Raw genomic sequence first — 14324 nt, 5'->3', positions numbered from 1 at the left:
TACCCATCCTCCTATTTAATAATAAAGTTATTTTTGGTTGCTTCAAGTCTCATTCCATCTTTTGTTAAAAAAATTTCTCCATCTGGATATTCCAATTTTGCCTCCTTTAGTAAGTTTTCAAGATCTTTTCTTAATGTATATCTTTCGCTAAAGTGAATAAGTCCTGTTTGTAAAACTTTTGCTTGCTTTGCAATATTTGCAGCTCCACCAGCTGTTAAGTGAAGTTTTTTATCTGCTTCTTTTTTAAGCTCATTTTTAAATGTGCTCTCAATTATTACAAGGTTGAAATTTTTGATTTGCTGTATGAGCTCTTTAAAATAGCCAGTATCTGTAATGTACGCAACTTTTAATCCTTTTTTAGATTTTCCAAGTATTTCTGATGGCTTTATAATTTTTCCGTTTATTAATATTTCTTTTCCATCTTGTAGGGTTTTTCTAATAGGCCCTTTAGGGATATTCAACTCTTCTGCTTTTTCTATATTGAATTTTCCAGGTTTATCTTTTTCTATAAATAAATATCCAACACATTCTATTGAATGTTTTAGTTTTGTGTATTCAATTTTTTTTGTTTTGTCTTCATATATTATTTTTTCAGTTTTATCTGAAATTATTTCTTTATAAATTATTTCATAGTTTTTATATATTTTAAGCATATCTATATTAGTTTTTGTATAGTTTTTTATTCCAACAGGTCCAGCAATTATTAATGGTTCTTTTCTTGTTTCTCCGCTTTGTGACATTAGCATTATTATTCCAAGTAGTCCTGTAATGTGGTCAGCATGTAAGTGCGTAATACAAATCATTTTTATTTTTTGCCAAGATATTTTTTGTTTTCTTAAAGACATTTGAGTTCCTTCTCCACAATCGAATAAAAAATTGTCTCCATTGTATTCGATTAGTACGGATGACAAATATCTATTGTGGAGCGGCCTTGTTCCCCCAGTTCCTATAATGTTGATATTGAATCCCAAAGATTATTCTCCCGGTTTGTTTTGAAAGTGTTAATTAATCTTAATTGCTTTGTTGAATCTTGCTTCACTTTTATTTTCTCTTTGGATAAGAATTATTTTAGCTTAACTTAAACATTATATTATTTTTTCATGAATTTAGAAATATTAAGAGATAAAATCGCTTGCCAGCATGAATTAAAAATTTTGATTTTAATCATGATGCAAAATATTATAATATTTTACATATCTTTTAATATTATAATGACTTGGAATTTTGTCAATTTTTTCAATATTATTAACTAATAGATTAGATAAGTATGGTGCCATTGATATACCCCTTGTACCAAAACCATTTAATATAAAGATATTTTTGTGCTCAGGGTGTTCTCCCAAAAAAGGTTCTCTATCTAGAGTTGAAGGTCTTATGTGTGCTTTTTGATCAATGACTTTGCAGTTTAGATTTGTTATTTTTTTAAATTTTTTCAATAATTCTAATTTTGCCCATTCATTTGTAAGTGTATTCCAAGTGTTCCATTCATAAGTACCCCCAAGGTAAAATTTATTGTCTTTTAAGTGAATTAAAGATGCGTGTCTATTGTAAACTTCTTTAAAATTTAATTTTTTGCATTCTAATATAATGATTTCGCCTTTTGCAGGCTCAAATGGAAGGTAAGAAAAAAATCCTTTGAGTTTTTCTTTATATCCTTTTGCAAATATTAATTTTTCAAATTTGAAATCTTCTATTTTAAAAAAACTTTCTCCAATTTTAATTTTATTTTCATCGATATTTTTTTTTATATATGATTTTTTTTTGATTAAATATTTTTTAATATTTTTTATATAAATTTTTGTATTAATCCTGGCTCCTTTTATTATCATTCCTCCGTTTGAGTCATTTGAGAAATTATAAATTTTTCCATCTTTTATTTTCAAAATAAAGTTTGTCATGTTTTTGTCATTTTTAAGTTTATCAATCAGGTCATTTTTTTGATTTTCAGTAGTAAAGGGTCTAAAGATATTTTTTTCTATAAAAAAGTTGGATTTAATGGTTTTTTCAATTTCTTGATAGTAGTTTTTTGCAAATTCAAAAATATGTGGTTCTTTCCAGGCAATGTTCATTTTTCTACCCATAATAGGATTAATAAGTCCCCCAGCTATTATTGATGCTTTTGTGTCTTCATCATCAAAAAGAATTACTTTTTTATTTCTTTTAAGCAGTTCGTAAGTAACCGTACTTCCCGCTATTCCTCCTCCAATAACTGCAAATTCATGATGCATTATAAACTCCTTTTTAGATTTTATTTATTTATAAATTTAGAGTGTTTTATGACTATAATGAAGTTTAATTAAAGATTTATTGATCTTTTGCTTTTTAGAAATTAGGCATTATTGTTTAGTTTTTATGCTTTTTTATCATTTAAAAACCTTTTATTTTTAATTATAATATATCATTATGTTTTTGTATAAGGGATGTTTTATGACTGGTAAAGAAGATGATAATATTTGCGATTTGCATGATAAATCATTTAAATTGGCTTTAAAGAGTAGATCAATAGTGATTGCTGGCGAGATTACTAAGGATGTTTCTCGTCTTTTCCAAGAAAAAATATTATTGTTAGAGACCTTAGATTTTAAAAAGCCTATATTTGTGTACATTGATTCAGAAGGAGGCGATATTGATGCTGGATTTGCTATTTTTAATATGATTCGTTTTGTTAAGCCTAAAGTTTTTACAGTTGGAGTAGGGCTTGTTGCTAGTGCTGCTGCTTTAATTTTTTTGGCTGCAAAATTAGAAAATAGATTTTCACTGCCTTTTGCCAGGTATTTATTGCACCAACCTTTGAGTGGATTTAAAGGAGTTGCTACAGATATTGAGATTTATACTAATGAGTTAAATAAACTTAAAAAAGAACTTAATAATATTATTTCAAAAGAAACAGGTCAAAATATTTCTAAAATAGAAAAGGATACTGATAGAGATTTTTGGTTAGACAGTAGTTCTGCAAAAAAATATGGACTTGTATTTGAAGTTGTTGAAACAAAGTGCCAACTTGAAGAGTTTATTTCTGCTTAGTGTTTTATTTTTTTCTTGTAATTTTGTAGATATAAATTTTAGTGTTTTGGAGCTTAAGGTTGCAAATTTTAATTTAAATAATAATTTTTCTCAAGATTTAGTAGATTCTGCTTATAATATTCTCAATCAAGGTTTTGATTTAATAATTATTAAGAATCTTGAGAATAAAAATATTCTTGATTTAATCAATAATAGAGTTTTATTTGGAACTTTTAAGAATGCATATTTTATTAATCAAGGGGAAGGGCTTTCTATTAGTATTCTTTCTAAGCGTAAAATAAATATTAAAGTTTTAAGCGTAATGCAAGATTATGACGACTTAAAATTGGGATTACTTGTTGATTTTAAATTTAAGGATAGTCGCTATGGCATTGTTATTTATAATTTAAGCAATAATTTTATTAAAAATCCCACTAGTTTGCAGATTAGTGAGCAAATTTTATATTTAAAAACTCAAATGGATAAGTTAATGTTTGTTTTAGATGAATCTGAATTTGTTATTTTTGATTTATTAATTAAAAATGGATTTTTTAGCTTAATAAATGATTCAAACAATATTTCAATGTTAGCAAATAAAATTGATTTTAGAGTTTTTTCCAATTTTTTTGCTAGGGTTTCTTTATATTCATTTATGTTTGTAATTACAGATTATTTACATAGCAATTATGCTATTGAGAATTTTCCTCAAAAAATAGTTATCAGCTGAGTTTTTAGATTTATATTCTTGGTTAACTTGACATCTTAATATATTATTATTTATTATATTATTCTATGCCGAAGTGGTGGAAGTGGTAGACACACAGGACTTAAAATCCTGAGGAGGAAGCTCCGTACCGGTTCAAGTCCGGTCTTCGGTATTTTTTATTTACATTGCTCAGCTATTTTTTTGTTTATAAGCAGTCCCAATATAAATAATGTTGCTAAAGATGTAAAAGATGTAAAGCTGATTTTAAAATTTAATTTTAAAATGATTAATATCATTTGTAGAATGGATCCAAAAATTAGGCCTTTTGATAAATAAATAAAATTATTTAAGTGATTATCTATTATTTTCTTTATTATTAATATTGATATAACTATTCCTACTGCTGCAGCTGTTGTAAATATTGCAATAAGAGCAATGTTAAATTTGGATATAATTAGTATTATTTCTTTATAAAAGCCAAGTAGTAAAAGCATCGCAGACCCCGAAATTCCTGGCAATATCATTGATGCTCCGCTTATTGTTCCAGAGGATATTAATAATAAGTAATATTTTATTGAGTGTTTGTCTTTAGGTATTGTATTTTGCAATTGTATATTAGATTCTTTGATTATTAAGAAAAGGATAATAATGGCCATACCAATAAAAAACAACAAATACTTAAATATTTTTGTATTATTTTTTATTTCTTTTATAGGTATTTCTGTTTTTAGTGTTAGCATATTTCCAAATGTTAATCCTATGAAAAATACTATTAGCAATGCTTCTATTATTCCATTATCAAATGCATAAGCTTTAAATATTTTTGCAGTCAATAATATTGAGGTTAACATTCCTGCTGCCAAAATAGTTAAGAACATTAAATTTTTTTTTATTTCTGTTAGTTTTAAGATTTCCGAAATGGAATTTATTATTTTGTAATATATTCTTAATATTAAAGCTAGTGTTCCCCCAGAAACCCCTGGGATTATATTTGCAACTCCAAGTAAAATTCCCTTGATATAAATATTAAGCATTTTTATTTTTAGACTTTAAGTGTTTTTAATTTAAATGCTTTATCTGTCATCACCTTCACCATTTATTGTTCCATTTTCATGTCGCTTTTGTATTTTTTTTAAATTTGTAAGGGCGACATCTTCAAGTGTAATGCCTAAGTTATTGCTTAAAGTTGATAAGTACCATAAAACGTCTCCCAGCTCTTTTTTAATTGATATTAAATACTCATCATCAATAATGTAATTTTTATCTCTTCCTAATTTTTTTATTTTTTCAACAACTTCTCCAGTTTCGCCAGCAAGACCAAGTGTTGTTAAAATTAATTCTTCTTTTTTATTTTGATACTTAGCAGTTTTTTTTGCTTTTTCTTGGTATTCATTTAATTCCATGCTGAGAGACAGTTTATTACAGTTTGTTATTATTTACAAGTCCAAGCGCGATTTATTTTTTTTATGTTTTTTATTATAGTTGATTGGTTAAGCGTGAAAGAATTTTTAGTATGAGTAAATTTTTTTTGTTATTTAAAACAGTTTTCTTCTTTTTAAAAATAATTTGTGTTTTTTCTTATCCAGAAATAAAAAATTTTTCAAGAAAAGATCCTATTTTTTCTGATCTTAAAATTAAAGTTTTAAAATATAATAAAAAACAGCATATTCCTTTGTTTTTTTATTTATATAAAGTTAAAAAGGGGGATACTTTTTTTAAAATTGCTAATAAAATAAATGGATGGCAGTCCGGTATTGCTACTGTTAATTTATTAGATTCTCCTTTTGTAAATGTTGGACAAGAGATTCTTATTCCTAGTAAAAAAGGGGTTTTTGTTTTTGATAGTAAAGATTATAGATTTAATAATTTGCTTTTAGCAACAAGGGATCTTACTAAAGCTGAAAAAGTCAAAATTAAAAGAAACGACAAAGTTTATGAGTTTTATTTTTTTGATTTTGCCAAAAATCCAGATTTTGGACTTTTTTCAGGCACAGAGTTACTTTTTTTTTTAAATGCCAACTTTATTTTTCCTTTAAAAGAATTTATTGTTAGCTCTGATTTTGGATTTAGAAACGATCCTTTTACTGGTAATAAAAGTTTTCATACAGGAATAGATCTTGCAGCTCCAATGAATACGGAAGTGTATTCTTCTTCTTCTGGAATAGTTATTGAAGTTGGATACAACGATCTTTATGGTAATTTTGTTGTAGTTGGTCACAAAAATAATATTAAATCTCTTTATGGGCATTTAAATTCATATTCTGTAAAGATAGGAGATTTTATTAAATCGGGCGAATTTCTTGGAAGGGTAGGGCAAACTGGGCGTTCAACAGGTCCTCATTTGCACTTTGAAATATTAAAAAAAAATATTCCTATTAATCCTTTAAAGTTTTTAAAGTAAAGCTTAGGTTACAGACAGTTAAATATAATATTATTAAATTGTATTGATTATTAATAAATAATAGTGTACAATTATTTCTAAAATAAAAATATTTTTACACTTTTGAGTCGGAATTTTAAAAGAAAGTGTTTCATTTTAATATAATTATTGATACTAAAAAATTTTTTGGTTTCAAAACTATACATTTAATTTAAAGCAACATTATTTTTTTGTATTGATTATAATTTAATAATTCAAAATAAATCTTATTGATCAATGTGATATTCAATTATTTTATTATGTAAAGTTTTTCTTCCTATTTTTAATATTTCAGCGCATTTGCTTTTATTATTTTTAGAATGAAAAAGCGTTTGTTTTATTATTTCTTTTTCAGCTTCTTTTAGACTAATTCCTATTGGTAGTGTTATTTTAAATATAAGATTTTCATTATTCTTAATTTTTGCTGGTAAATCTTCTTTAGTGATTTGCTTACCTTTAGATAATATTAATGCGCTTTCAAGTACATTTTTTAATTCTCTAATATTTCCTGGCCAATCATAATAATAAAGAGCTTTCATTGCATCATTAGAAAGGGTTTTTTCTTTTCTATTGTTTTCTTTTGCAGCGTCTTTTATTAGCATGCTTGTTAAATGTGATATATCGTCTTTTCTCTCTCTTAAAGGTGGTATGTTTATATTGATGATATTTAGTCTATAAAATAAGTCTTCTCTAAATTTTTTCTTTTTAATTTCCTTTTCAATGTTTTTGTTTGTTGCAGCCAAAAGTCTAATGTCAACTTTAATAGTAGTTTCTCCACCAACACGTTCAAAGGTTTTGTTTTGCAGTACTCTTAAAAGTTTGACTTGAATTTCAGGCGAAATTTCTGCTATCTCATCAAGAAAAATTGTACCCTTGTTTGCAAGTTCAAATCTACCTTTTTTTTGGGAAATTGCCCCAGTAAATGCTCCTTTTTCATGACCAAAAAGTTCGCTTTCAAGGATGCTTTCAGAAAGTGCAGCGCAATTTACTTTTATAAATGGTTTATCATTTCTATTTGAAAGATCAAAAATAGCATCGGCTATTATTTCTTTGCCAACACCGCTTTCGCCTGTTATAAGAACAGATGCATTTGATTTTGCTATTTTTATTACAAGTTCAAAAATTTTTTGCATTAATAGTGATTTTCCCACGATTTTTTCATAGTATTTTAAATCTTTTCTTATGAGTATATTTTCTAAATTGGCATTTTCATCATCGTTATTTTCTTTTTTATTCAATGATCTTTTTATTATTAGTAAGAGTCTTTCAAGGTCTAAAGGTTTTGTTAAAAAATCGTAAGCACCCTCTCTCATGGCGTCTACAGCAGAATCAACTGTTCCGTGAGCCGTTAAAATAATAAAAGGTATTTTTAAGTTTTTTTCTTTAACTATTTTGAGCAATTTTTCTCCAGATATCTGGGGCATTCTCAGGTCAGATATTATTACATCAATATTTTCATTTTCAATTGTTTCAAGAGCTTCTTCTCCGTCACTAGCAGTGAAAACAAAATATCCTTCATCTTCAAGATAAGTAGCAATTCCCTCTCTAATATTTTTTTCATCATCAGCTACAAGTATTTTGCTCATTTTTAATACCCTTCAATTAAAATATTTTTTTTATTTAGTTTAGGAAGTGTAATTGTAAAAATAGTGCCCTTGCCTTCTTTGCTTTCTACAAAAATTTCACCCCCAAGCTCTTTTATTATTTTATAAGAAATAGTAAGACCTATTCCACTTCCTTTTTCTTTTGTGCTAAATTGAGGCTTAAATATTTCTTCTTTTACCTCATCTTTTATTCCGTTTCCGTTATCTTTTATGTTGATATGTATTTTATTGTCTTTTTCGAAAAGAAAAATTTCTATTTTTTTTATTTCTTTTTTTGTTTCAAGTAGCGCTTCTCCTGCGTTTTTAATGATGTTTATAATAACTTGTTTTAATAGTTTCTCATCAATAAGGATATTGCTTATTTTGTTTAAATTAAGCAGTAGTTTTATGTTTTTGTTCTCTAATTCAGGATTTAACAATTCACATACGCTGTTTATTATTTGTTTAATGTCTTTTTCTTGTAAGTTAATTTTTATTGGTCTGACTGTTAATAAAAATTCTGTTACTATTTTATCTACTCTGTTTATTTCTTCTTTTATTACTTTAAAATAATTTTCAGCTTTACCATTTTTTATTTTTTGTTTTTTTATTTCCTTTTTTAGTAGTTGTAAATTTATATCAATTGCTCCAAGTGGGTTTTTGATTTCATGAGCAATATTTCTTGCATGTCTTGTAAAAGATGCTAAAGCTTCAACTCTTCTAAACAATTCTTCTTTCTTTTTTTTCTCTTTAATATCTTCTATTAAAATAATGTTGCCTTCAAGTTTTTTTTCTTTTACATAAGGCATAAATGAAATTTTAATATATATGTTATTTGAGATTGGAACCTCTAATCCTATTATTTTATCTTCTGTTCTAACTAGTTCTTTTATTAAATTTATTAAGATTGGAATTTGAATATCATCAAGAATTTCTATTTTTGATTTGGATGTTAAAGCTAAAATTTGGTATAAAATCTTGTTTGAATAGATTATGTTGTTTTGCTTGTCAAGCACAATAATTCCTTCATTAATTGAAGCAAATATTCCGTCATATATTTCTATTTTTTTGTAAATTTGTTCAATAAATTTAGTTTTTTGTTCATTAGATAATTTGTTTAGCTTTGTTAAAGCTTTTTTAAAAAAATTATTCATATCTCTTCGTAATTTAGCATCAAGTTTTCTATTATTAATTTTTTATTTTGATTATAAGGGCGATATCTGTAAATATTTTTCAAATGTTGTGTGTATTTGAGATATTGATTGATATTTATCTTGTTTTCTAAAAAATCTTTTCTAATGTTAATTGAAAGTTCGTTTAAAAATATTTTAAAGCTTTGATCATCTTTTATAAAGTCGGTTTCTTCAAGATTAAATATGGATTTTTTTTCTTTTATTATATTTAAAATTTTTATCAATTCTTTTTTTATTTTTTTGCTTTCTTCTTTGTAAAATGAGGCAAAATACTCTTCAGTTGTTATATCTTTATCTATCAGAAAGCTTTCTTTGAATCTTTGAATTTCTAACAGTCTCTCTGGTTTTGTGAAATTATATACTCTAAGTCTTGAAAGTATTGTTTTTGGTATTTTGTTTTTATTTCTTGCTGCTAAGATAAAGTAAATATTTAAAGGAGGCTCCTCTAGTATTTTTAAAAGTGAGTTATGCACATTAAACGATAAATTTTCGATTTCGTTTATGTAGATTACCTTTGGTTTTTCTTTTTCAGAAAAAATCCAAGTTTGGATTTTTTTTACATCATGAACAGTAATATTATGATTTAATTCTTTGTTTATATTTTCTATATTTTTTATAAGCTCATTTTTTATGTTTGTATTATATTCTTTTTTATAATAAACAGAATTAATGTAGTTGATATTTTTCTCTATTTTTTTCAAATTTTTTTCATTACTGAAATAACATTTGGTGAAAATTATAGTGTTAATGTATTCTAAGTATTTATTTATTATCTTATTCGAATTTGTAGAAAGATGTGCTTTTGCTTCTATTGTATCGAGATTTGAAAAAATGAGCAAATTGGGGTTTGTTAAGTTTTTTTCTTTTAATATTTTTTTTGCAAGCTCAATTGCGCTGATCTTTTTTAATGAAAACTTTTCTCCTAGTAAAAGAATTGCATTTGGCAATATTTTTTGATCATATGCATTTATTATGTCTTTGGCAATTTTTGGAAGTATTGTCATTATTGGTTCCTTATTTTGTTTTTGAGATTTTAAAGAGATAGTTTATTCCAGGGTTTAAATAATCAAGGAGTTTGCTTTCTTTTAGAAAATATTCAGGTTTAAATATTTGTTGCGAGTGTATTATGTAAACCACAATTGCAATTATTCCAAAAGCTTCAAGTAGACCAAGTACCAAGCCCAGAATTCTATTGAAGAATAATAATTTAAGTTGGCTTATTATTGATTCTATTAAGGATTGTAAGATTAAAAATCCTATATGTATGAGCAGAAAAAATACAAGCAGTGCTTGAATGTAGGATAGCTCAATAATAGGTTCAACCAGCTTTCTAAACTCTTCAGTTTTTTTATAAAGTAGTAGTATTAAAACAAAAACTTCAGCAAATCCGCTAATTTCTTTAATAAATCCTCTTAAAAATCCTCTAAATCCCAAAGATGTAAAAATTATTATTATTAATATGTCTATTATTCCGGTTATTTTTACAGGATCGTTTGTTATCATTTAGATTTTGTCTCCTTAATATCTTTTATTAGTAGTTTAGCTATTAAAGTTGAAGAATTCTTATTATTGAATTTTTTAATATTTGCTTTGAGAGCGTTGATTTTTTCTTTATTTTTTAAAGTTTCTTTTATAATTTTCAAAATATTTGTATTGAAAATTTCATCTTCATCTATATAAATGCAAGCATTTTGATTTTCTAGTAATTTTGCATTTTTAATTTGATCTCCTCTAGAGCCTTTTTTAAATGGAATCAAAATCACACATGTGCAAGCATTTGCAAATTCCTTTATTGCTCCAGCTCCAGCTCTACTGATTATTATATTGGAAAATTTAACTATACTTGCCATTTCTTCTGCGTTAAAAAATTGTCTTCTCAGGTAATTGTCTTCTCTTTGGTCGTTTAAATTTTTTCCTGATTGGTGGATAAAGTAAATTTCAGTATCCTTTTTAATACAGAGTGCAAGATTGTTTAAAGTATTAGCGCCAAGAGATCCCCCAAGTATGCTAACAATTGGTTTGTTAGTGTTTCTAGTTAATTGCTTAATGACTTTGGGATTTGGAGTTAAAAATTCTTTTCTTATGGGAGATCCCGTGTAAATGATATTTTTGTTATTTTTAAAGTATTTTTCACTTTCTTTAAAGCTTATGTATATTTTATTAGCAAATTTAGAATTAATTTTTGTTGCAAGTCCAGGATCCAGATCCATTTCATGGGTTATTCTTTTGATTTTTAGAAAACTAGATGCAATAATTGTGGGGGTTGAGACAAATCCCCCAGTTGCATAGACAATCTGAGGTTTGTATTTTTTTAAGATGTAAAAGCTTTTTATTATTCCAAGTATCACTTTAAAAAAGTCAGTAAAGTTTTGAAAAGAAAAATAGCGTCTAAGTTTTCCGCATGGAACCGAAATAAATTTAATATTATTTTGTTCTTTTATCAATTTTTCTTCTATAGAATTTTTTTTGCCTATCCAAAGAAATTCAATTTCATTGTCTAATTCTTTTAATTTTTGTATTATAGATATTCCTGGAAATACATGACCCCCAGTCCCCCCTCCTGTAAAAAACATTATTTTTTTATTTGACATATATTTATTTATCCATAAAAACAATAAAATATTTGCTTTGCAATAGATTTTTTGTACAAATCATTTTAGTAATAATTCTACTGCAATTGCCTTTGTACTAAAAAAATCGATTCAACCTTTAAAATTGAATTTAATGAAATTTAAATTCAAAATGTATTTGTTAAAAAATTTTCAATTTGAACCCCTTCTTTTTTAAAAACATTTTTTTTAATTGAATCTTTTATTATTAAGTGAATAGCTTTTGTTGTTTTTTCTAGGGCCTGTTCTATTTCGAATTTTTCTAAATATCCTATAAGCAAGCTAGTAAATAAGTCTCCTGTCCCACTGAAATTTTGTTCTAATTTTTCTAAAAAAAACTCTGAGTATTGTTTGCTTTTAGGATTATAGCAAATGTTTCCCAATAGTTCTCCTTTTTTGACGCTTGTAACAACCACTATACCTTTTGTATCAAGATTTAATATTGCTTTTATGATATCATCTTTATTGTTAAGTTGTGAGCTTTTACTTAGCATTTCAAGCTCTGTTATATTGGGTGTTATTATGTTTGCATACTTTATGATTTTTCTAAAACCACTAATTATTTTATTATCAAATATAGGGTAAATTTTTCCATTGTCAGCAAATACAGGATCAATTACAATTTTTTCAAATTTTATCAATTTAGTTATTTTTTCTATTGTTATTTGTTGTGTTTCGCTTCCTAGAAATCCCGTGTAGAGTATGTCAAAATGTTCATTTTGCTCTTTCCATATTTTTATGAATTTTTCCAAATGGTCAGTTAAATCTACTATTTCAAATTTTTTATAAGCTGTGGAAGCAGAAAGGACAGCCGTTACAAAAGGACACACTTGCATATTAAACGAAGAGATTACTGGTATACATATTGTGAGAGATGTTCTTCCCATGCTTGAAATGTCATGCATTGCTAAAATTCTTTTCATTATTTTTTCCCTTATATTGGTTTTTATAATTTTCTATTCTTGAATTTGCATCAATTTCTATTGGACTTTCTCCGTATTTTAAATACATATTAAATCCAAGTCCAGCAATCATTGCGCCATTGTCTGTGCAAAGATCAAGAGGAGGGTAGTAAGTTTGTATTTTAAGTTTATCTATTTTTTCTCTTAGGTACAAGTTACTTGCAACGCCGCCGGCTATTACTAATTTGTTGATTTGAGTATCTTTTATTGCTCTTTTTAATGGGGTGATTAGATTTTCAAAAGCAGCTTTTTGGAAGCTTGCGGCTATATTATTTTTTGTTATTGGATTATTTTTATTTTTGAATTTTTCGAGCTGGTGTATGCAAGCTGTTTTTAGTCCAGAGTATGAAAAATCATACCAGTTTTCTTTTTTTCTAAAGGTAGTAACTGGAAATTTAAATGTGTTTTCATCTCCATTTTTAGATATTTGTTCGATATTTGGGCCTCCCGGAAACCCCATATCATAATGTTTTGCTACTTTGTCAAAAGCTTCTCCACAAGAATCATCTAGAGTTCTTCCAAGTATTTCAACATCATCGAAATTTTTTTGTTTAGCAATCAATGTATGTCCACCGCTTAATAATAATGATATAAATGGATATTCTATTTTTGAGTGCATTAAAGGGGCGTAAAGATGGCCTAAGATGTGGTCAATGCAAATAATAGGTTTTTTTAATGAAATTGCTAGACCTTTGGCAAAGTTTAATCCAACTATTAAAGAACCAATAAGTCCAGGTCTAGATGTTACAGCTATTAAGTCAATTTCAGATATTTTAGTATTTGCTTTTTTGAGTGCTTTTATGCAAACAGACATAATAGTTTCAGTATGAAGTCTTGAGGCAATTTCAGGTACTACTCCGTAATATTTTTCATGTTCTTTTTGATTTAATTTTATATTGCTTAAAATATGAATACCGTTTTCTACTACAGCTACACAACAGTCGTCACAAGAGGTTTCTATTCCAAGTACTTTCATCTGATTGTTTCCTCGTAAAGATTTAATAAATTGTCAAATTCGAATTCTTGGTTTAAACTAGGGCCTTCCTTTTCAAGGACTTTTAGTGTGTTTTTAGACCAAATATGTCCTATTACCTTTACTATACCATGTTTTCTAGCAATATTTTTTGCTTTTTCAAGTTCGTTGAGTACTGCCTCTTTTGTGTCTTTACTGTCAAGAAATACGTCTCTTTTTTCTACTCTAACTCCAATTTCTTTGCCTATTATTTCTGGTACACTTCCTGCAATAGTTACGCTGTCGAAAAAATATCTGTCAATCTCTTTAAGCTTTATTAAAATAATTCTCATCAAATCTTTATTTGAAGTAATTAAACTGCCCATGTGATTATTCATTATTTTTACATCAGGATACATTTTAAATGTTTTTTCAATTTTTTTATGTATTTCTTCTTTTTTATCTTTTATGTTTATATGAAATTTTTCTATTGCATTTCTATGTTTTGATTGCATTGGAAAATGTATTATTACTGCTTTGTTATTATTTTTTAGTTTTTTGTATAAACTTGTTGATTTTGGTAAAAATGGGATAATGGCATAATTTATTTCAAGATTAAGTTTTATAAATTGTTCTAACATAAATTCATCATAACCAACATCGTCGATTATTAAGTAAAACTTAGGTTTGATTTTGGCTTTTTTATTTTCTTTATTATTTTTTATTATTAAGCTGTCTTTTTTTATTTTTTGAAAATTATCTTTAAGTGGCGAATTTACAACTTTTGAATTGTTGCTAAAATAGAAAAAACTTGTAAATGCTTGAGCTGTTGCAATAAGAAAAATTACAATAATAAACTTGTTTTTTTTAATATAAAATATAAACATTCATGACCAC

Annotated in this window: 15 protein-coding genes and 1 tRNA gene; 4 read left to right on the top strand and 12 right to left on the bottom strand. The window is 26.2% G+C overall.

Annotated elements, in window-relative coordinates; translation table 11 throughout:
* Positions 1–11: 11 nt before the first annotated feature.
* Positions 12–971, bottom strand: a complete 960-nt coding sequence (locus HNR35_RS00450; RefSeq protein ID WP_006433661.1) for a ribonuclease Z — start codon at positions 969–971, stop codon at positions 12–14.
* Between the two features lie 189 nt (positions 972–1160).
* Positions 1161–2228: an NAD(P)/FAD-dependent oxidoreductase gene (locus HNR35_RS00445; protein WP_183223226.1), complete on the bottom strand. Its 1068-nt coding sequence runs from the start codon at positions 2226–2228 to the stop codon at positions 1161–1163.
* A 199-nt stretch (positions 2229–2427) separates the two neighbouring features.
* On the opposite strand from HNR35_RS00445, the gene HNR35_RS00440 reads away from it, so the two are divergent.
* The 3 genes from HNR35_RS00440 to HNR35_RS00430 all read left to right on the top strand — a co-directional run bounded on the left by HNR35_RS00440 (position 2428) and on the right by HNR35_RS00430 (position 3881).
* A complete protein-coding gene (locus tag HNR35_RS00440) occupies positions 2428–3024 on the top strand; it encodes an ATP-dependent Clp protease proteolytic subunit (RefSeq protein ID WP_006433705.1) in 597 nt (198 codons plus the stop codon).
* A gap of 46 nt (positions 3025–3070) precedes the next feature.
* Positions 3071–3730, top strand: a complete 660-nt coding sequence (locus HNR35_RS00435) for a hypothetical protein (protein ID WP_183223599.1) — start codon at positions 3071–3073, stop codon at positions 3728–3730.
* 67 nt (positions 3731–3797) lie between these two features.
* Positions 3798–3881: transfer RNA gene (locus HNR35_RS00430), tRNA-Leu, on the top strand.
* Between the two features lie 4 nt (positions 3882–3885).
* On the opposite strand, the gene HNR35_RS00425 is transcribed toward HNR35_RS00430, so the two are convergent.
* A complete protein-coding gene (locus HNR35_RS00425) occupies positions 3886–4743 on the bottom strand; it encodes a DUF368 domain-containing protein (RefSeq protein ID WP_183223224.1) in 858 nt (285 codons plus the stop codon).
* A gap of 39 nt (positions 4744–4782) precedes the next feature.
* Complete coding sequence (locus HNR35_RS00420; protein WP_006433675.1) at positions 4783–5112, bottom strand: nucleoside triphosphate pyrophosphohydrolase family protein; 330 nt, start codon at positions 5110–5112, stop codon at positions 4783–4785.
* 110 nt (positions 5113–5222) lie between these two features.
* Here HNR35_RS00420 and HNR35_RS00415 point away from each other — a divergent pair, with 110 nt between their 5' ends.
* Complete coding sequence (locus tag HNR35_RS00415; RefSeq protein ID WP_183223222.1) at positions 5223–6110, top strand: LysM peptidoglycan-binding domain-containing M23 family metallopeptidase; 888 nt, start codon at positions 5223–5225, stop codon at positions 6108–6110.
* Between the two features lie 245 nt (positions 6111–6355).
* On the opposite strand, the gene HNR35_RS00410 is transcribed toward HNR35_RS00415, so the two are convergent.
* The 8 genes from HNR35_RS00410 to HNR35_RS00375 all read right to left on the bottom strand — a co-directional run bounded on the left by HNR35_RS00410 (position 6356) and on the right by HNR35_RS00375 (position 14314).
* Positions 6356–7714, bottom strand: a complete 1359-nt coding sequence (locus HNR35_RS00410) for a sigma-54-dependent transcriptional regulator (protein WP_006433691.1) — start codon at positions 7712–7714, stop codon at positions 6356–6358.
* A gap of 2 nt (positions 7715–7716) precedes the next feature.
* The gene (locus tag HNR35_RS00405; RefSeq protein ID WP_183223219.1) at positions 7717–8865 is read right to left on the bottom strand and encodes a two-component system sensor histidine kinase NtrB; all 1149 of its coding nucleotides are present in this window, start codon (positions 8863–8865) and stop codon (positions 7717–7719) included.
* Positions 8862–9908: a hypothetical protein gene (locus HNR35_RS00400; protein ID WP_183223217.1), complete on the bottom strand. Its 1047-nt coding sequence runs from the start codon at positions 9906–9908 to the stop codon at positions 8862–8864. The genes HNR35_RS00405 and HNR35_RS00400 overlap by 4 nt, the downstream gene beginning before the upstream one ends.
* 10 nt (positions 9909–9918) lie before the next feature.
* Positions 9919–10407, bottom strand: a complete 489-nt coding sequence (locus tag HNR35_RS00395; RefSeq protein ID WP_183223215.1) for a CvpA family protein — start codon at positions 10405–10407, stop codon at positions 9919–9921.
* Positions 10404–11495, bottom strand: a complete 1092-nt coding sequence (gene murG / locus HNR35_RS00390) for an undecaprenyldiphospho-muramoylpentapeptide beta-N-acetylglucosaminyltransferase (RefSeq protein ID WP_006433787.1) — start codon at positions 11493–11495, stop codon at positions 10404–10406. The genes HNR35_RS00395 and murG overlap by 4 nt, the downstream gene beginning before the upstream one ends.
* 146 nt (positions 11496–11641) lie before the next feature.
* Positions 11642–12436 carry a PfkB family carbohydrate kinase gene (locus HNR35_RS00385; protein WP_006433800.1) on the bottom strand — a complete coding sequence of 265 codons (795 nt, stop codon included), beginning with the start codon at positions 12434–12436 and terminating at the stop codon, positions 11642–11644.
* Positions 12411–13451: a tRNA (adenosine(37)-N6)-threonylcarbamoyltransferase complex transferase subunit TsaD gene (tsaD, locus tag HNR35_RS00380; RefSeq protein WP_006433695.1), complete on the bottom strand. Its 1041-nt coding sequence runs from the start codon at positions 13449–13451 to the stop codon at positions 12411–12413. The genes HNR35_RS00385 and tsaD overlap by 26 nt, the downstream gene beginning before the upstream one ends.
* Positions 13448–14314, bottom strand: a complete 867-nt coding sequence (locus HNR35_RS00375) for a divergent polysaccharide deacetylase family protein (protein ID WP_006433802.1) — start codon at positions 14312–14314, stop codon at positions 13448–13450. Before HNR35_RS00375 ends, tsaD begins: the two co-directional genes overlap by 4 nt.
* Positions 14315–14324: the final 10 nt, after the last annotated feature.

The organism is Borreliella spielmanii, assembly GCF_014201705.1.
GTDB classification, from domain to species: Bacteria; Spirochaetota; Spirochaetia; order Borreliales; family Borreliaceae; genus Borreliella; species Borreliella spielmanii.
This window is presented reverse-complemented; position numbering and strand designations above follow the sequence as displayed.

Coding starts and splice junctions, on each gene's coding strand:
- HNR35_RS00445 (WP_183223226.1), bottom strand. CDS start 2,228: ATGCATCATGAATTTGCAGTTATTGGAGGAGGAATAGCGGGAAGTACG.
- HNR35_RS00440 (WP_006433705.1), top strand. CDS start 2,428: ATGACTGGTAAAGAAGATGATAATATTTGCGATTTGCATGATAAATCA.
- HNR35_RS00425 (WP_183223224.1), bottom strand. CDS start 4,743: ATGCTTAATATTTATATCAAGGGAATTTTACTTGGAGTTGCAAATATA.
- HNR35_RS00420 (WP_006433675.1), bottom strand. CDS start 5,112: ATGGAATTAAATGAATACCAAGAAAAAGCAAAAAAAACTGCTAAGTAT.
- HNR35_RS00415 (WP_183223222.1), top strand. CDS start 5,223: ATGAGTAAATTTTTTTTGTTATTTAAAACAGTTTTCTTCTTTTTAAAA.
- HNR35_RS00410 (WP_006433691.1), bottom strand. CDS start 7,714: ATGAGCAAAATACTTGTAGCTGATGATGAAAAAAATATTAGAGAGGGA.
- HNR35_RS00405 (WP_183223219.1), bottom strand. CDS start 8,865: ATGAATAATTTTTTTAAAAAAGCTTTAACAAAGCTAAACAAATTATCT.
- HNR35_RS00400 (WP_183223217.1), bottom strand. CDS start 9,908: ATGACAATACTTCCAAAAATTGCCAAAGACATAATAAATGCATATGAT.
- HNR35_RS00395 (WP_183223215.1), bottom strand. CDS start 10,407: ATGATAACAAACGATCCTGTAAAAATAACCGGAATAATAGACATATTA.
- murG (WP_006433787.1), bottom strand. CDS start 11,495: ATGTCAAATAAAAAAATAATGTTTTTTACAGGAGGGGGGACTGGGGGT.
- HNR35_RS00385 (WP_006433800.1), bottom strand. CDS start 12,436: ATGAAAAGAATTTTAGCAATGCATGACATTTCAAGCATGGGAAGAACA.
- tsaD (WP_006433695.1), bottom strand. CDS start 13,451: ATGAAAGTACTTGGAATAGAAACCTCTTGTGACGACTGTTGTGTAGCT.
- HNR35_RS00375 (WP_006433802.1), bottom strand. CDS start 14,314: ATGTTTATATTTTATATTAAAAAAAACAAGTTTATTATTGTAATTTTT.